Raw genomic sequence first — 24,951 nt, 5'->3', positions numbered from 1 at the left:
GGCTTTCTAAATAATAATTAAAGAATCTCGCAAATACTTATTTTGAGCTGAATTTCAGGTTTCGTGCTGTTAAAAACATGATGTTTCGATAAATATTATTTTATTTGTTACCATCCTTGTTTTTTACCATACATGACAGTTCGCTTCAAAAAATACATCTTACTTATCTGTTTTGGGATAACCAGCATTCCTGTACTTTTTGCTCAGGTAAATGAAGGTGAACTGTATGGTAAAATTGTCGGACACGATGGAAAAGGGATATCCGATGTATCGGTTATCAATGCCGAAACACAAAACTGGAGCTTAACCGATAGCTCAGGAAATTACCGGTTAAAACTCCCTGCCGGGAAATCCGAAATTGTTATCCGCCACCTGGGATACCAACCCGAATCGTACTTTATAAATATCGGGCCGAATCAAAGCGTTCAAAAAAACTTCACCCTTCAAATTCAATCACTCAGTTTGAAAGAGGTGAGAGTTTTGGCTCGTGAAAACGAACAAAGTCTGACCTCAACTTCCACCATCGGACAACAAGCCATCGAACTGGTTCAGGCAACCAATCTGGGCGACATACTGCAACTCCTTCCCGGTAGGCCAGCGCAAAACCCCGACCTCAACACCGCTGGACAGGCACAATTAAGGGGAACCGGCTCGTCCTCCGACGACAAAATTGATGCACTGGGAACCACTGTTGTAATAGACGGTGCCCCACTTTCCAACGATGCCAATTTGCAGGTAAGTAATACTGCCACCATCGGTGCCAACGGACTTTTCTCAACCGTTAGTGGCGGAGGAATTGACCTGCGCGATATTCCCGCCGACCAAATCAGCCGGGTTGAAGTCATTCGGGGAATCCCTTCCGTTCAATACGGAAACCTCACTTCGGGAGTTATCCGTGTGGAAACCATGCAGGGGAAAGCTCCTTTTCGTGGCAAAGTTCGTCTCGACCCGACGACCCAGGAAGCCAGTTTGGGAAAAGGAATTGCTCTGGGAAAAAGTAACCAGACGTTAAACATTGGCTTTGATCTCACGCATTCGCAACAGGATTTGCGCATTCCTGTCCCCACTTATAACCGGGTGACAGCCAATATCAACTGGAATTCGCACAGCAACAACCAGAACTGGCGAAACCAGGTGAACCTTTCCCTGCTTTACACGAAAGATCAGGATAAGGGAGACAAAGATGCTGCTCTGGAAGAAAAACGCTATGCCAATGATAAAGGCTTTCGGCTAAGTACGAAAGGCGAGTACAAATCCGGAGAAAAAATCCTGAAAAGATTAACATACCAAGCCTCTCTGGCCATTCGGAACCAGGACTCCTACAACAAACAACTCCGCTCGGGCGAAGCTCAGCCACTACCAACTAGTCTGGTTGACGGAACGTTTGAAGTTCCCTTTGCTCCGGCCGAATATTATACGGCAACACGCATCCAGGGTAAACCGTTGAACTTTTATGCTTCGCTTATTCAACATTTCGCGGTAAGCGGAACAAAAGTACGTGACCTTTTTCTGGCCGGTGCCGAATGGCGAACCGATGTCAATCACGGCAAAGGAAAAACATTCGATGCGGGCTATCTGCCTCCGTCATCCTATCGACCAAGAGCATACAGCGATATTCCCGCACTCAACCAGCTTTCGCTTTTTGCCGAAAACACCTTCACTTTTCCGTTGGCCGGAAAAACAGTGCAATGGCAGGCCGGCATCCGGTTCGATAAAGTACAACCTGATGGATTGTTCAAAAGTGGCTTCGATACGAAATGGCAACCCCGAACAAATCTGACGTACCAACTTTTCCCATTCCTTCGCCTTCGCGGAGGTTATGGTATGACCGCTAAAGCTCCTTCGCTGGTCTATCTCTATCCGGAAACGGCTTACTTCGATGCGCTCAGCTACATGTACTATTCCGCCGCTTATCCCGACGAAAGCCTGGCGTTAATGACAACTCATACTTTCGATGCACAGAACAATCATCTCAAGTTCATGACCAATCGCAAAGCGGAAGTTGGTTTCGATTTAACAGTGGGAAGATGGAGTGCTCATGCCACCTTTTTCAAGGAGCAAACACGAAACGCTTATTCTTTCAACGATGTGGCAGCAGCCTTCCGATACCCGGTTTACGATACCTATTTCTATATTCCCGGAAACGGTGAAAAGCCCCAACTCGATGAAGTAAACGTCGATACGTTGACCTATCGGAATGCTTATCTGAAGCCCGGTAATTCGCTGAATATTGCTCGCAAAGGAATTGAATTCACGTTGCAGGCGCCGCAAATTCCACAAACTGGTACTTCGTTTAATCTAAGTGGTGCGTGGTCCTCGAACACCTCCTGGAGTGATGTTCCGGACATTCTGGAAATCAGCCGGAATTTCCCCAACAACCCGAACGGATACATTGGCATGTACGAATCGAATAAAACCAAACGCGAACTGTTTCTGACAACTTTGCGTATTGTTCAGCACATTCCTGTACTTCGGTTTGTAGCTACGGTTGCATTACAAAATACCTGGATTGATAAATACGAATCAACTTTTCGGGGTTCTGTCCCGGTAGGATATATCGATGAAAATGGCAACACACTGCCACTGACTTCCGCGCAAGTAAAAACCGATTTTCCGTTTCTGATAAGAACAGTAGACCCAGTAACCTATGAAACGGTTAACCGGCCCGCGTTGTGGAACCTCAACCTGAAACTGGCGAAAGAAATCGGGAAAAATTATCGTTTCTCGTTTTTTGCCAACAATATGTTTATGCACAATCCGGCTTACGCGAACAATCGTACCGGATACATTGAAAAACGAAATCTTGCTCTCTATTTTGGCGGAGAACTGGCGTTTCACTTTTAAATGAAAAGACTAAAGAACATAGGGCTTTTTCTGTTTGGGACAGTGCTTTTACTGACCGGATGCCGCGATGACAAGTTCAACATCGAACCGCAGATGTACGATGTTTCGATCCAGTTGTCATTGCCGGACAATTATTCCGGTGGTTCGCCGGAAAATACAACTGTTCGGTTGATCAACATCGACAATCAGCTGGAGAGCGAAGGCGTGACGGATGCCAACGGACAGTACACTTTTCACAGGGTAACTGCCGGAACTTACCGCTTGTCGGCAGGGAAAAAGTACCCGGCTGCCGAAGCCCGGTCGTACGGTTCTACGCTTGTGACCGACAGGGATATTCTGCAAAACCGGAAAGTATCGCTCAACTACAGTCAGGCCAATATTACCGTAACCGGAAATGCCGATTTAGGTAAGCAAACACTAAAAGAAAGCCTGGCCGGATTGCTGGTCATTAAAGAATTGTACTACACCGGTTCCCGTACACCTGCCGGGAAAGCATACTGGTCCGATCAGTTTGTAGAAATCTTCAACAACAGCGACGATACAATCTATCTCGACAGTCTCTATATTGCCAGTGTTTACGGTGCGAGTGGTAATTCAACAGCCACTTCGCCAACACCGTTCGCCAGCATTCAGGATAGTGTATTTCTGGACTTCGTCTGGATGATTCCAGGTAGTGGAAAAGATCATCCGTTGCAGCCGGGGAAAAGCATTGTGATTGCCCAGGACGGGATGAATCACCGCGACGATCCGAATGGCAATCCTAACAGCATCGACCTCTCGCATGCAGACTGGGAAACATTCTTGTACCGACCGGACAAACAACGGGACATTGACTTTGCTGAAGTTCCTAACCTGACCGAAATCTTTGCGAGCATGCAATCGACCTTCGATTGGATTTTCAATAGTTACGGAACCGGCATAGTCATTTACCGCAATTACCAACCCGATGATGTACATTTTGTCCCGCGCCCCAATGATACCAAGGGACGGACATTAATGGTTGTTCCGGCTAAATGGGTGCTGGATGGAGTGGACGCACTGGCTTCTGCTGATGCCGGAGCTTATCACCGCATCCCTTATTCTATCGATGCCGGCTTTGTTTACTGCGATGGGAACTTCAACCTGCAAAGTTGTCGGCGAAAGATCGAACAGGACCAGGATGGACGCATCATTTTAACGGATACTAATAATTCAAGTGAAGACTTTGAAGTCATTCCATTCCCAACACCCGGAACATTCAATTAGCATGAAAAAGCCTGAAAACAGACATATCATCCTGTGCATGTTGCTCTTCACGCTGCTCCCATTATCCGGGCGGACACAAAATCAGGTGCCATCGAAAATGGATGAACAAGCACTTTTCCTTTCCGGGAAACCGGGAAAAGATTTGCCCTTTGCACTTGTTTTGAATGACTCACTACCAGACTTCAACCGTCTTGAATTATCAGGTATGATACGTAATCAACCTTTCCGGGAAACCGGAACACCCGATAAATATAAAAGCCTTGACTTCTCGACGTACGGTTACAAGCAGGTCCGACAATTCCGGTTTTTTGGCAAATTCGACTACCGGCGCAGCAGTGAAGAGAACATCCAGTGGCACGACCGTTTATCTCAACATCCGGTCAATCCATTTCAATTGGTTGATTCCATTGGCGGAAGCTGGAAAAAAGATCAGTATCATCTTCAAGTACACGGATTGGCTTCAATTAATCAACATTGGACAGCCGGACTCGGCCTCAATTATCGGGTCGAAAGTGGCGGGAAAGATCAAAATCCCCGGGCGGGTAACACCGCTTTCGAAATCACGATAACACCATCGTTGACATACCAAACCGGCAGTTGGAACCTGGGAATCGAAGGCTGGTACCAAAGTTCCCGGGAGGATATCGATTTCCTCACCTACCAGAACAATGTCGGTTACGACTACTTTTTCATCAATGGTTTGAGTCTGTACGGACATCCGCTAAACCGCATCAACTTCAGTTATCGCTACAATGCAAATGGAAAAGGTGGAACCATTTTCTTTCGAAAGAGAGTTTCGTCAGGCAGCGAATGGAACGGAAAACTAGGCTACAAACTGTGGGAAGAATCGGCTATTGAAACACCGTACGCCAGCAGTCTGAACCCGGAGACCGGGAGAATTGCATCGAATCCGGTCACAGATGCACAATATTCACTGGAACGATTTGACGGCTTGGTATCGCTTACCCTTCCGGGCGAAAATTGGAGTCAACACTTCAGTGTAAGCGCTCGGTACTATGATGGGAAAAACTTCATGACAGAAACGGCGCAGACCAATTTAACCACACAATACCTCAATGCCCAAATCGACTGGAAAGCATTGTTGAAAAAGGAAATGCAAGTTCGATGGATTTTCAACGCCGGCATCAATTTCCTTTCCGGGAAAACCGAAAATATTCTCTACGGCTACCAACAGCTCAAAAAACTAACAACACACGGCTCTGCAACTCATTCTTTCTTTACAGGACAAAAAGGAAAAATTGAATTCGAGCTGGCTGCTTCATGGAACGCCAATCTGGGAAGCACGCTAAATATAGCGCCGGCATCCGTGTTCATTCCCGAATCATCGGAAATAACAGCCCCGGTTGTTCGCCATAATTTCAACTATCTTTCTGCCGAAAATGTTAACCTTTTCTCTCAAATCTACTGGTACCCTGAATGGAAAGCCGCTCCAAATGCTTATATTCGCTTAGCAGGCGGAGCTAACAGATTTACATCGGTAGGTGAAACCAACAATTTTTTGGAGATAGGTTTGGGTAGCTATTTTTAGTACACATCAAATTTCTTACCTCTTTAATTGTTTTCCACTCCTCCTGGATGCAGATAATTATCAGAAGATTCGTTAACGTGTTATGAAAAGATTTCTTCCGGTTATTCTTGTGCTCGTCTCATTTCAGACTGTTTCAGCGCAACAGGCAAACTGGTCAGATTTTCTGTCCAGCCCGGATGACGTGGAAGTTTATTCTTGTGCCGCTTCAACCGACGGCAATTACTATTGGTTGGCTAAGTTCAGAAAAGACTTGACTATCGACAGCTACCAGCTTCAGCCTACAGACACGGCAGGAAAAATGCTGTTGCTCAAAACATCCAAAGACGGACAGATTATCTGGAGTCAAACAGCAGGTTCCGACTCCACCATTTATACACTTACACCTTACAAAGTGGCGGTAGCTCCGGATAATCATATTTACACCGGAGGCATGTTTTACAACGATGTGCGATTCGATGATAATACCAAGCTGACCGGCACGTCTTCCGATCAAGGAACAGGTTTCTTAACCTGCTACAATCCCGACGGAACCGTTAACTGGGCGAAAGTATTTACCAGCACCGGCAGCTCAAGAATCGAATCGGTCGCAGCCAATCAATCGTACATCGTCGCAGGAGGAACCTTTACACAATCAATGACCATTGATGGAACCACACTTCAGTCAACATACCCGGGAGTAACCAACGAACACACGCCATTTATAGCTGTATTCGATGCGACGGGCGCGCTGGACTATGCCATTGTATTTAATACGCAGTCGGGCTTTTTGCGGGAAGTTAATCTTTCACCTGACGGAAACATCGCATTTGCCATCGAGGCCAGCGACAACCTGTATTTGACATCGACTGCCACCAGCGAGCAATTTCCGATGAAACAATCATTCGGGAATATGGACGCATACACCGGAAAGATTGATATTTCCAATGGCTCACTGCTTTGGAGCGAGCGAATCGGAGGAACCAGCTATGATTATGCTTACGGTCTGACGACAGACACCGAAAACAATATTTACGTTTCCGGAAATGTGAATGGCGATTTCATGATGGATTCTGCCGATGGCAGCTTTTATCACGATGTAGCCGATGGAATGGACTACTTTGCAGCGAAATATGATTCCCATGGAAATTTAATTTGGGAGTTCATCATGGGCGGTTCCGCCAGTGATGGTAATCTCGGCGATATCGCGGTCAACCAATACGGCGAAGTTTACTCCACAGCTTATTACCTGAGTTCCGATTTGGTTTTGAACCAAAAAACTTATTCAACGAACGGCTTTGCCTCTCTACTCATCAAGCTTTCGCCGGAGGGCAAACTGGATTGGGCTATCGATTTTAGCAGCAGCGTTTCCAGTGCCCGGCTTTGGACGGTTTCACTCGATTCAAACGGAGAAATACTTGCCGGCGGTCATTTCAAAGGAAGCATGGCTGTGGGCAATCAAAACTATCAGGCACCTGCCACCATTTATAATGGCTTCCTGCTATCACTTCATGACGACAGCAGCGTTGGAACGGAAGATCTGGAGCGCCCGGTTGCCCAATTAAAAGTGTATCCTAATCCGGCCAGCGATTATGTGCACATTGATCCGCAACCGGGAGAAACCATTGTTCGCTCGACTCTTTATAACATACGTGGACAGCTTATCCAGTCAAACGATTATCAAAATCAGCTGGCGGTTTCGGGTCTTCCCGAAGGAATTTACATTTTGCGGGTAACCAGCACGCAGGGAACCAACAATCATAAATTGATCATTCAACATTAGCAGAACAACCGGTATGGAGAATATCATCGAGTGTAAAAACCTGACACATCATTACGGAACCAAACCGGTTTTCGAAAATCTGAATTTCAATGTGCCTGCCGGAAGTATCCTTGGCTTGCTAGGCAAAAACGGAACCGGCAAAACCACTACCATCAATATCCTAAATGGTTTTCTGCAGCCGACAGGAGGGCAATGTTACGTCTTCGGGGAAGACTCGCAACACATTTCTCCCAGGACGAAAGCACGCATCGGTTATCTGCTGGAAGGACATATTCAATACGGCTTCATGACCATTGCCGAAATTGAGCGATACTATTCTGCCTATTATCCGGGATGGAAGAAAGAACCGTACTACGAGCTCATGGAGAAGCTCGATGTGGCACCGAACCAGAAGATTTCGTCCATGTCAACGGGACAGCGATCGCAGGTTGCATTGGGGCTCATTTTGGCACAGGACCCGGAATTGTTGATTCTCGATGATTTCAGCATGGGGCTCGATCCCGGTTACCGAAGGTTGTTCATCGATTACTTGCGCGAATATGCCCGTGCCGGAAACAAAACTGTTTTCACCACCTCACACATCATCCAGGACATGGAGCGATTGATTGATGATGTGCTGATTCTCGATTCCAAACAGGTCGTCGCTCAGCAACATTTAAACGATTTCATGGAGCATTTTCGAAAATATACCTTCACAACCGATCGAAAAGTGGAGGACTGGAGTCAGGCCCCGGCTGTCAATGTGGAACAAATGAACCAACATGTAGAACTTTATACATGGGCTGAGGAAATTGAAGTGAAAGCCTTTCTGGATGGAAATGGAATTTTAACAGAAAATTTTTCACCGGAGAACATGAATCTGGAAGACGCCTTCATCGGCCTGACCGGAAAATATTAATTGAAAAAATTCTCTGAGATGCTAAAGGCATTATTTATAAAAGAATGGATTAAAATACGCTGGATTCTGATTGGATTCTTTGTCGTATCCCTGTTTTCAGCGGCCAAATTGATGATGGATATTCATCACCAGATTGAATTGATGGGAGCCGCAAATTTATGGGACATCTTGCTTTTCAATAACTTCAATCCTTACCGCTGGATGGAATATGTTCCGCTCTTTACGGGGATAGCCATCGCTTTAGCACAGTTTATCCCCGAAGTTCAGCAAAAACGCATTAAACTGATGTTTCATCTTCCGGTTAACGAAAACCGGATGTTAATGCAACTCACTTTGATGGGAGACCTGTTCTTGTTCGTTATTTTCCTGTCAGAATTGTTAATCGCACTCACCGGAATTACATTTGTGCTGCCGAAGAAACTGGTAACAGATGCTTTTATCACTTTTGCTCCCTGGTTTCTGGGGGGCATAACGGCCTATCACTTAACGGTCATGGTCATATTCGAATCGACTGCGTTCCGCAGGCTTTTTCTAATTCTCATCGCTTCCGCTTTCATTACATTGTTTTATCAAACAGCCACAACTGGTGCCTATCGACCTGCGCTGCCATTGCTCGGAATATTGACCCTATTGGCTTTTTTCACTCATTTGTACACCGCATACCGCTTCAGGAAAGGAATTAACCAATGATAAAGGCAAGCCGCTACATACTTATCCTACTGACAGTTTTCACACTGTCGGCTTTTCTGCCTGACTTCTTCCGGACAACTTTTGAACGACATGTTCCGGTTCCGTTTGTCATGTACAGTTCGGTTTCGCATCATTTTGTCATGCGTAAAGCCGAAAATGGAAAAACATTGTACTACGATTCTAAAGGACAGCAGTTTAACCGCAGCCAGTATGAGCAACAACTGCCACTGTTTCATTTCCGGCAGTTGATGACCGACGGACTGATGCCTGATTCCCTTTTCGGGAAACCTGTTGATGTGTTCGAAATCAACAACGCCAACTTTTTCTCCCGCATCACTCCCTCCGATATCGACGCTCCGAAAACCGGATTGTATCCGCTGTTTGAGTCGGAATCAGGCAGAGTAGCGCTCGAAAAACCCGAAGATTATTTCAGGATAAACAACAAAGGGATCCAGTTCATCGATCCGGCTTCCAACGGTGTCAAACCTGGGAAAAGTGCGCTGTTCACGAAAGTGTTGACAGAAAAAGGAATGACCTTTCCGGCGAAGATGATTGCCGGTATTCCGACCATTCGGAAAAAGTATGACCAGGGCTATTTCATCGTCGATAAGAAAGAACATCTCTTTCATCTGAAAATGGAGAAAGGGCTGCCTTACTGTGTTCAAATTCCCTTGCCGGAAAACTTTCGAATTCTGCACATCGACTGCACGGATTTCAGCAACCGCGAATTCTACGGATACATCATCACAACGGATAACCGGGTTTTTGTTCTGGAAACCGACACGTACAAACTAGTCAACTGGCCGGTCGAAAACTACAATCCCAAGACCGATAAATTAAGGCTGCGCGGGAACCTCGATTCGAGGCTGGCGATTGTCGATAAACCGAATGACGTTTATGCTTATGCCAGCAACCGGAAGTATATCCTTCAAAATGAATATCATGAAAAACTGATACCTAATCTTTCACGCGGAGCTCAAATCGCTAACCAAATCCTGTTCCCTTTTAAGATTGAGTCTGGTCCGGGAACGTCGGGATTTCACCGGATTGTTTTGAAGCTCCCGAGCAAGAGTCTCTTTATTATTGGTAATCTGCTCTTTCTGTTGCTTTACCTTGGCATCTTCTTCGCAAGAAAAAGAAAACGGATAGCTGTTGTCGAGTTGGCAATTATACTTCTCACCGGACTATATGGATTTCTGGGCGTTCTTTTGTTGCCAACAATGAAAAAATAGCTGACTGTCAGATTGTCAAAAGATTCCGAAAATAGATTAAAACACCCCGACTTTGGACTTTTTAAACGACAATTTCGATTTTTTAGAAATTCAATTTAATTTTGGCCCGAATCTTGACAGATCAAGCGTCGATGACGAATTAAGAAGAGAGACATGACAACAAAAGTAAAACTGTATAAAATTTTACGGCGTGTAGGGTTGCAAAAAAAACGCATCCTGGTAGCCAATAACAAGGAAGAACTCTTCCTCGACGATTTGGATAATCGTCTTTTGACGTATTATTTCGAGAAAGAATTCAATGTAACCGTGGAAGATGAAAAAATACCTACTCTGACCACCGTTCCTAAGGTAGAGCACTTTTTAGCCCGACTAAGAAAATCAGCGTAAATAACCAGTTTGATCGTCTTAACGAAAATTTTGTATTTATTTTAATAAATAAATATTGCCAATCTGGAATTTTTATTTTTTCTTTACAACGTAAACGTGAAGAGAATGAAAATTAATCAATCAATATGGCTTTGGTGGGGCACCTTCCTCTTTTGAGAGGCTAAGCCATATTGCATTTAAAAATATGACGGCTTACCTTCTCAACAAGGTGAGCTTTTTTATTATCTGAAAACCGAATATCATGAATCTGCATACAAACAATACAACCTGGCGTTGGTGGTGGCACCGCAACTTTTTACAACCGTGAAGAGAATGAGCTTGGTATGTATTTTATGTGCAGAAGAAAGCGGCTTATCGATTCACGGTAGGCCGCTTTCTTTTTAAACAGCAAAATCAAAAAAATAAACGTATATATCATGAAGACGATCAAATTCAGTCCACGCGTAAAAGAAATTCTTGCCGACACCGTAACGCCGGTCAGTATTTACCTGAAGTTGCGCGACATTTACCCCAATACGTTGTTGCTCGAAAGTTCCGATTACCACGGCAACGAAAACAGTTACTCATTTATCTGCATCAAGCCGGAAGCCACGTTTATGGTGGAGCAGAATAACATCCGAATCAAGTATCCCCACCAGCAGGATGAAATCAGGCCGGTGGAAAAACACGGCCAAGTAGCCGACGAGCTGGACGCATTCTTTCAATCATTCAAGCCCTCCAACGGCATATCGGGTATTCCGGCCAACGGCTTGTTCGGATATGTAAGCTATGATGGCGTTCAGTATTTCGAAACCATTAAATTCAAAAATCCGGTTAAACCGGAATACGCGATTCCGGAAATTCGCTATTCATTTTACCGGTACATCATCGCCATTAATCACCACATGAACCGTGTCCAGCTGATTGAAAACCTTCCGGAAGGAGAAGAAGAAACCATTGCAGAACTGGAAGGTTTGCTAGCCAACCGCAACTACGCCACGTTCACTTTCGATACGCACAGCGAAGAAACCTCGAATATAACCGACGAAGCATACAAAGAAATGGTCACTCGCGGAAAAGAACATTGCCACCGCGGCGACGTGTTCCAGATTGTTCTTTCAAGGCAATATAATCAGCCTTTCCATGGAGACGAATTCAATGTATATCGTGCTCTACGAAACATCAATCCTTCACCTTATCTCTTCTACTTCGATTACGGCGATTACAAAATCTTTGGCTCTTCGCCGGAAGCCCAGTTGCAAATCAAAGACCGGAAAGTTTCCATCAACCCGATTGCCGGAACCTTCCGTCGTACGGGCGATGATGAGCAGGACCGCCAACTGGCCGAGAAGCTGGCAGCCGACCCAAAAGAAAATGCAGAGCATGTCATGTTGGTCGATTTGGCGCGAAATGATTTGAGCCGCAACGCAGAAAATGTGGAAGTTGAGCAATTCCGGGAAGTTCAGTACTACTCGCATGTCATTCACCTTGTTTCAAAAGTTTCAGGCTATCTTCCCAAAAATAGCAATGCTTTCCGGGTAAACGGCGATTCGTTTCCAGCGGGAACCTTATCCGGGGCACCGAAATACCGCGCGATGGAACTGATTGACCAGTACGAAAATCAGAACCGCGGCTATTATGGCGGCTGCATCGGATACATTGGCTTTGACAACCACTTCAACCACGCCATCATGATTCGTTCGTTCCTGAGTAAGAATGCCACTCTGTATTACCAGGCAGGCGCGGGAATTGTTTCTGAATCGAACGAAGAGAACGAGCTGCAGGAAGTGAATAACAAGTTGGCAGCACTGAAAAAGGCTATCCAGCTGGCCCGCGAAATTCAATAACCCCGAAAAACCTCAGAAGATGAAGATATTAGTTATCGATAATTACGATTCATTCACCTACAATCTGGTGCACGCACTTCGAAAATTTGAAGGCGTAACGGTTATCGTGAAACGGAATGATGAAATTGAGCTGCCGGAGTTGAATGAATACGACAAAATCGTCCTCTCACCCGGACCAGGAATTCCGGAAGAAGCCGGTCAGATGCCCGAAGTCATTAAAACTTACGCCGGTAAGAAACCGTTTTTGGGCGTATGTCTCGGACATCAGGCGCTGGCCGAAAGTTTTGGTGCCAAGTTGAAAAACATGGACAAGGTGTTACACGGTGTAGCTACCCCGATTGTCCAGATCAAACCATCGTATCTTTTCAAAGATGTCCCGGAAACCTTCGATGCAGGTCGCTATCATTCGTGGGTAGTAGAAAAGAAAGACCTGCCCGCTGATCTGGAAGTCACCTGCGAAGATGAGCAGGGCCGTATCATGGCTTTTCAGCATAAGACTTACGATATGGTTGGCGTGCAGTTCCATCCCGAATCGGTGTTAACACCCATGGGGATGAAAATTCTCGAAAACTGGATCAACCATTAATTCACTTGCAGACGAAAAAACACAATCATGAAAGAGATACTCAATTACCTGTTCGAATATAAAAAGCTCACCAGTGAGCAGGCCGAGGCCGTTCTTCTGGAAATCACGGAAGGGAAATACACCGATGCCGAGATTGCTGCTTTTATCACCGTTTTCAACATGCGTACTATCAGCATCGAAGAATTGGAAGGTTTCCGCAATGCTTTGTTGAAAACCCGTATCCCGGTTGATTTTTCTGATTTTGAAACCATCGATTTGTGCGGAACCGGCGGTGACGGAAAGGATACCTTCAACATCTCTACGCTTTCAGCCTTTGTAGTGGCCGGGGCCGGAGAAAAAGTGGCCAAACACGGAAACTATGGCGCGTCGTCCAGTTGTGGTTCTTCGAACGTGATGGAACACCTCGGCTATCGTTTCAGTAATGATGCCGATCAATTGCGGAAAGAGCTCGACAGTTGTGGAATCACGTTCCTGCACGCACCGCTGTTCAACCCGGCCATGAAAAATGTAGCACCTGTTCGTCGCGCATTGCGACTGAAGACCTTCTTCAACATGCTGGGCCCGATGGTGAATCCCAGTCAGCCCAAAAATCAGATGGTCGGAGTTTTCAGTTTAGAGCTGGGCCGTATGTACAGTTATTTGTACCAGAAATCAGACAAGAACTTCTGCATCCTCCATAGTCTTGATGGTTACGATGAGATTTCCCTTACCGGCGAATTTAAAATGCAAACTAATTACGTCGACCGGCTGTTGAGTCCATCAGACATCGGCTTGCCGAAAGTGCAACCTGAAGAGTTGGCCAGCACCGGCGATATTCCGGGTACAGCAAAAATATTCACCGATGTGCTGAACGGCAAAGGAACCGAAGCGCAAAATTCAGCTGTCATTGCTAACTCGGCTATGGCGCTGCACTGCGTCGAACCGCAGAAAAGCATTGAACAATGCATTGAAGAAGCCCGTTCGTCCCTTGCCGGGAAAAAGGCGTTGAAAATATTCACTCAACTGATGGAGATTCAGAAATGACGATTCTTGATGAAATAGTAGCCAACCGGAGAAAAGAAATCGAGCAGGTGAAAAGCCATGTTTCGCTGGCGGAACTGAAAAAGCAGATTCCGGCAGATCGAAAAGGAAATTCACTAAAAAAGCGACTATTGAATCCGGAAGCTTCGGGAATTATTGCTGAATTCAAAAGGAAGTCACCTTCCAAAGGAATCATCAACGATAAGGTGACGCCGGAGGTCGTAACAAAAGGCTATGTCACGGCGGGTGCCAGCGGCATCTCGGTACTTACCGATAAGAGCTATTTCGGCGGAAGCCTCGATGATTTTGCGAAAGTCCGGGAAGCCAACCCGGAAACACCGATACTCCGCAAAGATTTCATGGTGGATGAATACCAGATTTACGAGGCAAGTGTGGTAAAAGCAGACGTTATTCTGCTGATTGCTGCCGTTTTGACGAAGGAGGAAATCGAGCGCTTTACCACATTGGCTCACAAGCTGGGACTGGAGGTACTGCTCGAGCTACACGCTGAAGAAGAGTTGCAGAAAGTAGACCCGCGAGTGGATCTGATTGGCATCAACAACCGGAACCTGAAAGACTTTACGGTCGATCTCGACCACTCCATCCAGATGTTGGAAAAACTTCCTGCGGAAGCGGTGAAAATTGCAGAGAGCGGCATCAGCGATCCGGAAACCGTCGAACATCTTCGCAAAAGCGGTTTCCATGGCTTTCTGATGGGAGAAAATTTCATGAAACAGGAACATCCGGCGGAAGCCTGCCGGGAATTCATAAATGCATTGAAGAGATGAAAATTAAAGTATGCGGGATGCGGGAGACGGAGAATATCCGTCAGCTGGTGGAGCTTGGCCCCGACTATATCGGTTTTATTTTTTATCCGAAATCAAAACGTTTTGTCGGTGAAGAAATAGCTCCGGAAGCAGTGGAGCTGGTCCCGACCTTTATCCAGAAAGTGGGTGTTTTTGTCGATGAGCCCTTTGAATCGCTGCTCGAACAGTTTCGGAACAACAAACTGGAAATGGTTCAGCTGCATGGCAACGAGCTGCCCGAATACTGTGCCCGGATGAAACAGCTGGGCATTCCGGTCATCAAGGTATTCAGCGTAGGCAACGACTTTGATTTCACAACCACCGAACCATACACAGGAAACTGTGATTTCTTCCTGTTCGATACCAAAGGCGATTTACCCGGCGGTACCGGACGAAAATTTAACTGGCAGTTGCTCGACACTTATGCAGGCGACACACCTTTTTTCCTGAGTGGTGGCATCGGTCCGGCTGATGCCGAAATGATCGGCAACCTGCGACACCCGAAACTCTATGGCGTTGATGTGAACAGTGGTTTTGAAATTGAGCCGGCGCTAAAAAACATTGAAGCACTCAAACGATTCATTGCCACCATCCGGGAGAACAATACGGGTTCAAATAAATCCTATTTAGATTATCTATAACGAATACAAGAAATAAATCAGATATCATGAGTTATCATGTCGACCAGAATGGCTATTACGGACGGTTTGGCGGAGCATTCATCCCGGAAATGATGTATCCGAACGTGGATGAATTGCGGAACCGTTACCGGGAAATTATCGAAAGCGAAGAATTTCGGAAGGAGTACACCGATTTGCTCCGCGACTATGTGGGAAGGCCTTCTCCACTCTATTATTCCAATCGACTGTCGCAGCAATACGAAGCGCAGATTTACCTGAAGCGGGAAGACCTGAACCATACCGGTTCGCATAAAATTAACAACACTGTTGGTCAAATTTTATTGGCGAAACGACTAGGCAAACAACGTATCATTGCGGAAACCGGCGCCGGTCAGCACGGTGTCGCTACCGCGACCGTTTGCGCCCGCGAAGGTCTGCAATGCATTGTTTACATGGGAGCTCTCGATGTATCGCGACAAGCGCCTAACGTAGAGAAGATGAAAATGCTGGGTGCGGAAGTTCGTCCGGTTTACAGCGGCAACCAAACACTGAAAGATGCAACCAACGAAGCCATCCGTGACTGGATTAATAATCCGGAAGATACGCATTACATCATCGGTTCAGTGGTGGGCCCGCATCCTTACCCCGATATGGTAGCCCGCTTTCAGGCCGTCATCAGTGAAGAGATGCGTCAACAACTGAAAGAAAAAACAGGCAGCGAACTCCCCAATGCAGTTATTGCCTGCGTCGGTGGAGGAAGTAACGCGGCCGGAGCATTCTATCATTTCCTGGACGACGAAGAGGTAAAACTGATTGCGGTGGAAGCTGCCGGCAAAGGTGTCGACACGAACGAATCGGCTGCCACCACTGCGCTGGGAAAAACCGGTGTTCTTCACGGTAGTAAAAGCCTGCTGATGCAAACGGAAGACGGACAGGTGATAGAACCCTACTCCATTTCCGCCGGCCTGGATTATCCCGGCATCGGTCCCATGCACGCGAACCTCTATGAAACCGGCCGCGCCAAATTCATGAGCGTAACCGATGAAGAGACATTGGAAGCTGCCTACAACCTCACCGAGAAGGAAGGAATTATTCCGGCCCTGGAGTCGGCGCATGCTTTAGCCGCACTGGAAAAGCTCAAGTTTGATCAGGACGAAGTAGTTGTTGTCAACATCTCAGGAAGAGGTGACAAAGACATGGAGACCTACCTGAAACATTTTCGCGCAAAGCAATAGATGAACATCGAAACGAAAGAATAAAGAGATGGAAAATCGCATCAATCGGCTTTTCAAAGAAAAGCCCAATAACATACTATCGGTCTATTTCACGGCCGGGTTCCCTCAGCTCAACGACACAGAAGAAATCATTGTGGAATTGGAGAAAAGCGGCGCCGACTTAATCGAAATCGGTATTCCGTTTTCCGATCCGGTAGCCGACGGCCCTACTATTCAAAAAAGCTCCGATAAAGCCCTCAAAAACGGGATGTCAATCAAACTGCTTTTCGAGCAGCTGAAAGATATTCGCCGGCATGTAAAACTGCCCCTCGTACTCATGGGCTATTTCAACAACGTGTTGCAATATGGTGTAGAAGATTTCTGCCGGAAGGCAAATGAAATTGGCATAGATGGAATCATCCTGCCCGACCTTCCGCTGGAAGTTTACGAAAACGAATACCGCCCCTTTTTCGAGCAAAACAACCTCAGGAACATTTTCCTGATCACTCCCCAAACCAGCGAAGCGCGAATCCGGAAAATCGACGCTCTTTCCAACGGATTTATCTACATGGTATCGTCATCATCGACTACCGGAGCGAAATCGAACGTAACAGAACAACAGGAGGCATATTTCAAACGAATTCAGGGAATGAACCTGAAGAATCCCCGGCTGGTCGGGTTTGGTATTTCGAATAACACAACTTTTGTTAATTCCTGCCGTTATAGTAATGGAGCCATTGTGGGAAGTGCGTTTATCAAGGCATTATCCGACGAAGGTTCTATTTCGCAGAACGTGAAAAAGTTCATTGATTTAATTCATTCTTCAGAAGAAAATAAATAACAAAATTTACCGTGTGCAATCAGAAAAATGAGATTGTTAAAATAGATTAAAAGCTGTTATTGCATACCCGATTTTTGGTTCTGATTTGGTATATTGAGGAAGAGAATGAAAATTCTGAGCACGTTCTTTTAAAATTGATACACTATGATGGAATACGCAAAAGTAATCTTACCGAAGGTAAGTTTCAGTCAGGAGCTTTTCGAGAAAGAGCTGCTGAAATGCATTGGCTGGTCGAATGACAATGGAAAGGAATTGGAAGAATTAAGAGATTGGTGCTATGATCAATTTGGCGCGATCTATCCGGATATTCTGGACGATGCCTTTTCGGACATTGCAGCCTGATATCATTCCCATCAGCTTTACCTGTATTAAAAATTATAGCCCGTTCTTCAACGGATAACAAAACAGCATTTCCGCTTTTGCTGTTTTCCTCGAACATTAAGGAAATGCATCATCCGATGAAAGTTAGGCTACAATAACCATAATCAAAAAAGAGGTTCTCCAAAAAGGGAACCTCTTTTTACTTTTATGAACATTTGCGTTTAACCGCATTTCGAAGAGCCACAATCTTTACAAATCAGACAACCTTCCTGGTAAACTACATTTTCCGAACCGCAGCCTCCACAAGTAGCGCCATCAACTGAAGTTCCGTTCGGGATGTACTTTTTCAACGCCCGTGCTACACCGTTTTTCCAGGTGTTAATGGTATCGATGTCAAACTGCAGACTGGTCACCAGATCAACCACTTTTTGGATGGCCATACCGTGGCGCAGCACACTGGAAATCAATTTGGCATAGTTCCAGAATATCGGATTGAACTTATATGAAAGTCCTTCAATGGTTGTTTTATAGCCACGTTTGTTGATGTACTGGAAATCGTACCGGGCTACCCCATTTTCGTCACGGCTCTTAATGATTCGTCCGCGGGTTACTGAGCGGGGAAGCAAAATTCCGTCTTCGTCATCGGCCAAACCGGTAAAGATTTCGTAGGGCTTATCGTCAATCAAACCAATGAAGGCGATCCACTTGTCTTTGCTGTTCTGAAAACGAACGACATCTGCCTCCAAAATTTCCGGACGCTTGGTCGGGAAATTTCCTTTCTTCTCAGTCTTATCTTTCGTCGAAATCAGTACGCCCGAACGGGAACCATCACGGTAAACAGTCACACCTTTACATCCGCTTTCCCATGCAGTGAAATAAAGTTCACCAACCAGCTCCTCATCAACATCTGAGGGGAGGTTAATCGTCACCGAGATAGAATGGTCGACCCATTTTTGAATTTGCCCCTGCATTTTCACTTTGGCCACCCAGTCTACATCATTCGAAGTAGCTTTGTAATAAGGTGATGCAGCCACCATCTTATCCAGCTCCTCGTCGGTATATTTCTTATTCACATCATATCCTTTCAACGTCATCCAGTCCTTGAACTTATGATGGAATACAATGTACTCTTCCCAGCTATCACCTACTTCATCTACAAAATCAACACGAACATCCCTATCGTTCGGGTTCACTTTGCGCCGGCGTTTATAAACCGGCATAAATACCGGCTCAATTCCCGAAGTAGTTTGAGTCATCAAACTAGTTGTTCCGGTAGGAGCAATGGTCAGTAACGCAATGTTACGGCGACCATGTTTCTTCATGTCTTCATAAAGTTCCGGATCGGCTTCGGCCAAACGTTTGATGTACGGATTATCTTTCTCGCGATTCGAATCATAAATCGGGAAAGCACCCCGATCTTTCGCCAGCAATACAGAACCACGGTAAGCTTCCATAGCGATTGACTTATGCACCTCTACCGAGAAATCGATAGCATTATCGGTTCCGTAAACCAGTCCGAGAGCGGCCAGCATATCGCCTTCAGCAGTGATACCGATTCCGGTACGACGACCGTTTATCGCCATTTCGCGGATTTTGTTCCAGAGATTCGACTCCACCCGCTTAATTTCTTCATCCTCCTTATCGGAACCTACCTTACCGGTGATTGCTTCGATTTTCTCCAGCTCCAAATCGATGATATCGTCCATAATACGCTGCGCATACCGAACATGCTTGCGGAAGAGTTCGAAATCGAATTTTGCTTTTTTCGTGAATGGTTTCTCAACGTATGAGAACAAATTAATAGCCAGCAACCGACAGCTGTCATAAGGACAAAGCGGAATTTCACCACATGGATTGGTAGAAACGGTTTTATAACCCAAATCAGCGTACGAATCCGGAACCGACTCACGAATCACTGTATCCCAGAAAAGGATTCCCGGTTCCGCCGATTTCCAGGCATTATGAACAATCTTCTTCCACAGGTCGCCGGCGTTAATATCGCGGGTAAACGATGGATTTTTGCTCTCTACGGGATACTGTTGTGTATAAGGTTTGTTCTCACGAACCGACTGCATGAACTCGTCGTCGATCTTCACCGACACATTGGCTCCGGTCACTTTTCCTTCCGTCATCTTGGCATCGATGAAATTTTCGGAGTCGGGGTGTTTAATCGACACCGAAAGCATCAGCGCGCCACGGCGGCCATCCTGGGCCACTTCACGGGTTGAATTGGAAAAGCGCTCCATAAACGGAACAATACCGGTAGAGGTCAGGGCAGAGTTTTTCACCGGTGAACCGGCTGGCCGGATGTGAGACAAGTCGTGACCGACACCACCACGGCGCTTCATGAGCTGAACCTGTTCCTGATCAACCATCATGATGCCACCATATGAGTCGGCATTATTTCCTACCACGAAGCAATTCGACAGTGATGCTACCTGGTATTCGTTTCCGATACCAGTCATCGGTCCACCTTGCGGAACGATGTACTTAAAATCTTTTAGCAGGCTATAAATTTCTTCTTCTGAGAGGGGATTAGGGTAACGATTTTCAATACGCGCAATTTCTTTAGCAAGACGACGATGCATATCGTCTGGGGTTAATTCAAAAATGTTTCCGTAGGAATCTTTTAAGGCATACTTATTCACCCACACTCGGGCAGCCAAATCATCTCCCTTAAAATACTTGAGCGACGCTTGATAAGCTTCCTCTGCTGAGTATACTTTTTTGTGCGTAGCCGACCGTCCTGAAGATACTTCTTTCAAATCCATGGTGAACTAAATTTGGGTTTTGTAATTCGGTTGTCTGTCGGATTTTTTCGTGCCCGCAATCGAGGCGATGAATCCGATATGCAATTTACTTTTCATGTTGCAAGAATGGAACACTTTATTTTCCATTTCCTGTAAAAGTTATCAACTTCAACATGTTTATTCACTTACTACAAGAATGTTACATTTTTGATAACTGTCGAAAGTTGACCAAAATGAAAAATAATTCAAAAAAATAAGGCAAAATATTCTCTTATCCGAAATGGCTCTGCATGCCGGATAAACAATGAAATGACCGCGAAAACTAATTGAAAATGTAGTCTACTACTACATCTGAGGCGCCCCGACTCTGTGAAACATAATTACTGGCTAAGTCGGCAGTAAGTTGCAATTTCTTCTCGTTTCCGAGGAACTCGTCCATGACAGATTTGAATTCTTTGAAATCGTGAATACAGAAAGCCGCTTTTTTCTCAAGTAAATCAAGCGCCTCCTGAAATTTTTCGTGATTCGGGCCAAAAATAACCGGCATACCGAAAGTTGCCGCTTCCAAAATATTGTGAATACCGCTTCCGAAACCGCCGCCGATGTATGCCAGGTTTCCATAGCGATAAACCGATGTCAGGTAACCATAGCCATCAACAATCAGCACATCTGTCTGCTTCAAATCGCCATTTCCGGCTTTCGAAAAACGGACATATTTCTTATCCAAAGCAGTGGTAATTCGCTGAATGGACTTATCCGAAACTTCGTGCGGCGCAATGACATATTTTACGTCATGCTCCGTCGAGTTGATGTACTCCAGCAACAGTGCTTCGTCAGCTTTCCAGGTACTACCGGCAATCACCAGTTTTTTCCCGTTGGCAAACTCATCGAGCACAGAGAGACGCGGAGCTGCATCAGCAATTTGTCCCACCCGGTCGAACCGGGTATCACCCGAAAGGGAGACGTTGGTAAAACCAAATTTATTAAGTAAATCAAGCGACTCCTGATTCTGAACAAAAATATGGGTATAAGCTTGCAGTGCTTTCCGGTACCAACTTCCCCAGGGTTTGAAGAAAATCTGTCCGGGGCGGAAAATCGCTGAAAAAATATACGTCGGAATTCCACGTTTTTTTAACGCAGTTAGGTAATGGAACCAGAATTCGTATTTCACGAAAAACGCCTTTTCCGGCTTTACGATATCCAGAAATCGTTTGACATTATACGGCGTATCGAGAGGGAGGTAATATACGTAATCGGCGAACTCGTAATCTTTTCGTACCTCGTAACCGGAAGGAGAGAAAAAAGTGAGCAGAATCTTCACATCCGGCACTTTCTTCCGGATCGCCTCAATCACTGGCCGCCCCTGTTCAAATTCTCCGAGCGATGCTACGTGAAACCAATAGATGGGTTGATCGGACGGTAACTCTTCTTTCAACCGACTGAAAATATTACGACGGCCCTTTATCCATTTGCGGGCCTTCTCACTACGCAAGGATGCCAACCGAATGAGCAAGTGGTATCCCCGAACTCCTATGTCGTATAATAATCTCATAACTTTTCAGCGCCCAAAGGTAAATTACTTTTGAGAATTGGAGGCAAGGTTTCAACAAAAATTATGTTTCAGGCTGATAGCCTGCATCTTCCTTCAGATTTGGCTTCAATGCCGCCTCGACGGCCAATTCGTCACACCGTTCGTTTCCCGGGTTATCAGCATGACCTTTTACCCAAATAAACCGCACTTTATGCTTGGCATAAATTCGTAAAAAGCGAGCCCACAAATCGGGATTTTTCTTCCCTTTAAAACGTTTCTTCGCCCAACCGAAGACCCATCCTTTTTCGACCGCATCAGCTACGTACTTTGAGTCGGTGTAAATGGTGACATAGCTTCCTTCTACTTTCAACGATTCCAGAGCGACAATCACCGCCAGTAACTCCATACGGTTGTTTGTCGTTAGCCGGAAGCCTTCGGACAACTCTTTCCGGTGACGCCCGGACTGCAGAATTACGCCATAACCTCCGGGCCCCGGATTTCCACGGGAAGCGCCGTCGGTATAAACGATAATATGAGGCTTCTTTACATCAGTCATAAATGCAAATGTATACATAAAGAAAAGACCGGCATGCAACCGGTCCTTCCTTGTACTTATATTTTAGAGCATTCGTCCGATTAACGAACAATGGTCATCTCATCAATCAAATTAGTTGCACCGGCATATTTGTCGATTACCCAAAGTACAAAGCGGATATCAACGCAGATACACCGTTGAATATTCGGTTCAAAAGCAATATCACCGCTCATGGCTTCCCAGTTGCCGTCAAAAGCAGCGCCAACAAGTTCACCTTTCGCATTAATAACCGGGCTACCCGAATTACCTCCTGTAATATCGTTATTGGTGATGAAGCAGGTGTGCAGCGTTCCGTCTTTATCGGCATACTGCCCGTAATCTTTGGCGTAGTACAGATCTTTCAGGCGCTGTGGCGTGTCAAACTCATCGTCACCAGGAATATCCTTCTGGATATAACCGACCAACGTTGTGTAATATTTATACCAAACCGCATCGCGGGGACTGTAGCCTCCAACGGTACCGTAAGTCAATCGCATCGTTGAGTTGGCATCAGGATACAGATTCTGGCCTTTATCCATTTTCATCAGACCGGCAACAAACAACCTGCGTCCTTTTTCCAGTTCAGGAACCGTTTTCATGTTATCGCTATTGATAACACGCATCGCATCGATTATTTGTTCGGTTGCCTGGAAAGCCGGATCTTTTTTCAACACCTTCAGGGACGGAGCATTCAGGAATGCAATCAACGACGCCTTATTGGCGAAGATGGTTTTCTTGAACATTTTCTCAGCAAACTTGCTGTAATCGCCTTTGTATTTATCCTTGATGGTATTCAGATACGCCGGATAATATTTCGGATCGACATTATCTGCATAAATTTTGGAGAGGGCCGCAACCAATTTCTCATCCGTTGGCGCATTGTAATCCTTGAAGAAATCATCCAACGAACCTTGTATGCGGGCCGACATTGCCTTGATAGCCTCTTTGTTTTCCGGTTGATTTTTCATCACCTCGTACAGGCCATTTGCCCGCATCGCCAGGGTGAAAATTTCAGGACCTCGTAAAAATGCTTCCCGCATATACGCACCGGCTACTTCATCGTCGGTGTTTGTGTAAGCATCTTTAATCATACTTAACGCCTTCCCGTATTTGGCTTCCCGTGACGAATCTTCGTCAATCCAGGCAGTAAAACGTTTCTCCAGCGCTTTCTTGTCAGCAATCACATCCAACGCCTTCAGTCCTTTATTCTGACCGATGGAATACTTATAATAATTGGCACTACGGGCATATTTCGAAGCATACTGAATCCGCGCTTTTGTTCCCGTATCCATGTATTTTTTGATGATCGCCAGTTTTTTCGCCCGCACTTTCGTACGCACCTCATTGGTCACATTCATGGTATACTGGACACCGTACGACGTTTTGTAGCGTTCCGTTCTTCCAGGGTATCCCATTACCATGGTAAAATCGCCCTTGTGGACACCTTTCAAAGAAATAGGCAGGAAGTGTTTGGGGTGATAAGGTACGTTGTCCGGTGAGTAATCTGCCGGTTTTCCATCCGGACTGCAATACACACGGAACATACTGAAATCGCCGGTATGACGAGGCCACTCCCAGTTATCAGTATCGCCACCAAATTTTCCGATTGACTGCGGCGGAGCACCAACCAAACGAACATCGCGGAAGGTTTCGTATACAAACAAGTAATATTTATTCGACTCGAAGAAACTACGAACGCGTGCCTGATAATCGGTACCTTCAGAAGCTGCTCTCTCAATCTTTGAGGCCACTTCTTCGACCTTTGCTTCGCGCGCATTCTCGTCCATATCAGGGGTGAGCGCACTATCAATCTTGGCAGTTACGTCTTTAATACTTATCAGGAATGAAACCGTTTTTCCCGGATTAGGAAGTTCCTGGTCTCTCGACTTTGCCCAAAATCCATCTTTCAGATAATCGTGCTCCACGGTACTGTGTGCCTGAATCTCTCCGAAACCACAATGATGGTTTGTCAACAGCAGTCCATCAGGAGAAATCAACTCTCCGGTACATGAACCATGGTCTAAAGCCACAACAGCGTCTTTCAGACTGGAATGGTTAATACTGTATATTTGATCTGCCGTTAATTCACACCCCATAGCGTGCATCTTGTCGATGTTCAGCTTCTGAACAAGAGCAGGCAGCCACATTCCCTCATCGGCTTTTACACTACCTGAAAACGCAGCGATCAAAGCAATAAGGACGATAATACCTTTCTTCATCTCTAAGTTTTTGATTTTTCTGTCCCGCAAATTTAATTT

General features: G+C 45.7%; 20 protein-coding genes. 16 read left to right on the top strand and 4 right to left on the bottom strand.

Going from position 1 to position 24,951, the window contains the following annotated elements:
- Window positions 1-132: 132 nt before the first annotated feature.
- The 16 genes from CLV93_RS05760 to CLV93_RS05685 all read left to right on the top strand — a co-directional run bounded on the left by CLV93_RS05760 (window position 133) and on the right by CLV93_RS05685 (window position 17,859).
- Complete coding sequence (locus CLV93_RS05760) at window positions 133-2,844, top strand: TonB-dependent receptor (RefSeq protein WP_106541217.1); 2,712 nt, start codon at window positions 133-135, stop codon at window positions 2,842-2,844.
- Complete coding sequence (locus CLV93_RS05755; RefSeq protein ID WP_106541216.1) at window positions 2,845-4,089, top strand: DUF4876 domain-containing protein; 1,245 nt, start codon at window positions 2,845-2,847, stop codon at window positions 4,087-4,089. It begins immediately after the preceding gene.
- A gap of 1 nt (window position 4,090) precedes the next feature.
- A complete protein-coding gene (locus CLV93_RS05750) occupies window positions 4,091-5,638 on the top strand; it encodes a DUF6850 family outer membrane beta-barrel protein (protein ID WP_146141957.1) in 1,548 nt (515 codons plus the stop codon).
- An 82-nt stretch (window positions 5,639-5,720) separates the two neighbouring features.
- Window positions 5,721-7,397 (top strand): T9SS type A sorting domain-containing protein, encoded by a 1,677-nt coding sequence (locus CLV93_RS05745; RefSeq protein WP_106541214.1) that lies wholly within the window; start codon window positions 5,721-5,723, stop codon window positions 7,395-7,397.
- A 13-nt stretch (window positions 7,398-7,410) separates the two neighbouring features.
- Window positions 7,411-8,295: an ABC transporter ATP-binding protein gene (locus CLV93_RS05740; protein WP_106541213.1), complete on the top strand. Its 885-nt coding sequence runs from the start codon at window positions 7,411-7,413 to the stop codon at window positions 8,293-8,295.
- Between the two features lie 18 nt (window positions 8,296-8,313).
- Window positions 8,314-8,985 (top strand): hypothetical protein, encoded by a 672-nt coding sequence (locus tag CLV93_RS05735; protein WP_106541212.1) that lies wholly within the window; start codon window positions 8,314-8,316, stop codon window positions 8,983-8,985.
- The gene (locus tag CLV93_RS05730; RefSeq protein WP_106541211.1) at window positions 8,982-10,217 is read left to right on the top strand and encodes a DUF4857 domain-containing protein; all 1,236 of its coding nucleotides are present in this window, start codon (window positions 8,982-8,984) and stop codon (window positions 10,215-10,217) included. Before CLV93_RS05735 ends, CLV93_RS05730 begins: the two co-directional genes overlap by 4 nt.
- A 153-nt stretch (window positions 10,218-10,370) precedes the next feature.
- Window positions 10,371-10,604 carry a hypothetical protein gene (locus CLV93_RS05725; protein WP_106541210.1) on the top strand — a complete coding sequence of 78 codons (234 nt, stop codon included), beginning with the start codon at window positions 10,371-10,373 and terminating at the stop codon, window positions 10,602-10,604.
- Window positions 10,605-11,020: 416 nt separating this feature from the next.
- Window positions 11,021-12,430, top strand: a complete 1,410-nt coding sequence (locus CLV93_RS05720; protein WP_106541209.1) for an anthranilate synthase component I family protein — start codon at window positions 11,021-11,023, stop codon at window positions 12,428-12,430.
- 19 nt (window positions 12,431-12,449) lie between these two features.
- Window positions 12,450-13,016: an anthranilate synthase component II gene (locus CLV93_RS05715; protein WP_106541208.1), complete on the top strand. Its 567-nt coding sequence runs from the start codon at window positions 12,450-12,452 to the stop codon at window positions 13,014-13,016.
- Window positions 13,017-13,043: 27 nt separating this feature from the next.
- Window positions 13,044-14,039 carry an anthranilate phosphoribosyltransferase gene (gene trpD / locus CLV93_RS05710; protein WP_106541207.1) on the top strand — a complete coding sequence of 332 codons (996 nt, stop codon included), beginning with the start codon at window positions 13,044-13,046 and terminating at the stop codon, window positions 14,037-14,039.
- Window positions 14,036-14,824: an indole-3-glycerol phosphate synthase TrpC gene (trpC, locus tag CLV93_RS05705; RefSeq protein WP_106541206.1), complete on the top strand. Its 789-nt coding sequence runs from the start codon at window positions 14,036-14,038 to the stop codon at window positions 14,822-14,824. The genes trpD and trpC overlap by 4 nt, the downstream gene beginning before the upstream one ends.
- Window positions 14,821-15,483, top strand: a complete 663-nt coding sequence (locus tag CLV93_RS05700) for a phosphoribosylanthranilate isomerase (RefSeq protein WP_106541205.1) — start codon at window positions 14,821-14,823, stop codon at window positions 15,481-15,483. Before trpC ends, CLV93_RS05700 begins: the two co-directional genes overlap by 4 nt.
- A 26-nt stretch (window positions 15,484-15,509) precedes the next feature.
- Window positions 15,510-16,697 carry a tryptophan synthase subunit beta gene (gene trpB, locus CLV93_RS05695; RefSeq protein WP_106541204.1) on the top strand — a complete coding sequence of 396 codons (1,188 nt, stop codon included), beginning with the start codon at window positions 15,510-15,512 and terminating at the stop codon, window positions 16,695-16,697.
- Between the two features lie 28 nt (window positions 16,698-16,725).
- Window positions 16,726-17,517, top strand: a complete 792-nt coding sequence (gene trpA / locus CLV93_RS05690; RefSeq protein ID WP_106541203.1) for a tryptophan synthase subunit alpha — start codon at window positions 16,726-16,728, stop codon at window positions 17,515-17,517.
- Between the two features lie 144 nt (window positions 17,518-17,661).
- Entirely contained in the window at window positions 17,662-17,859 is a 198-nt protein-coding gene (locus CLV93_RS05685) for a hypothetical protein (protein ID WP_106541202.1), read from the top strand.
- Between the two features lie 200 nt (window positions 17,860-18,059).
- On the opposite strand, the gene CLV93_RS05680 is transcribed toward CLV93_RS05685, so the two are convergent.
- The 4 genes from CLV93_RS05680 to CLV93_RS05665 all read right to left on the bottom strand — a co-directional run bounded on the left by CLV93_RS05680 (window position 18,060) and on the right by CLV93_RS05665 (window position 24,912).
- The gene (locus CLV93_RS05680) at window positions 18,060-20,609 is read right to left on the bottom strand and encodes an adenosylcobalamin-dependent ribonucleoside-diphosphate reductase (RefSeq protein WP_106541201.1); all 2,550 of its coding nucleotides are present in this window, start codon (window positions 20,607-20,609) and stop codon (window positions 18,060-18,062) included.
- Window positions 20,610-20,910: 301 nt separating this feature from the next.
- Window positions 20,911-22,140 (bottom strand): 3-deoxy-D-manno-octulosonic acid transferase, encoded by a 1,230-nt coding sequence (locus CLV93_RS05675; protein ID WP_106541200.1) that lies wholly within the window; start codon window positions 22,138-22,140, stop codon window positions 20,911-20,913.
- Window positions 22,141-22,201: 61 nt separating this feature from the next.
- Window positions 22,202-22,675: a ribonuclease HI gene (rnhA, locus tag CLV93_RS05670; protein WP_174821580.1), complete on the bottom strand. Its 474-nt coding sequence runs from the start codon at window positions 22,673-22,675 to the stop codon at window positions 22,202-22,204.
- Between the two features lie 80 nt (window positions 22,676-22,755).
- Window positions 22,756-24,912 (bottom strand): S46 family peptidase, encoded by a 2,157-nt coding sequence (locus CLV93_RS05665; protein WP_106541417.1) that lies wholly within the window; start codon window positions 24,910-24,912, stop codon window positions 22,756-22,758.
- Window positions 24,913-24,951: the final 39 nt, after the last annotated feature.

Source organism: Prolixibacter denitrificans, assembly GCF_003014495.1.
In the GTDB taxonomy this organism is placed as follows: Bacteria; Bacteroidota; Bacteroidia; order Bacteroidales; family Prolixibacteraceae; genus Prolixibacter; species Prolixibacter denitrificans.
Note: the sequence above shows the minus strand (reverse complement) of the source record. Positions and strands in the feature narration are given on the sequence as shown.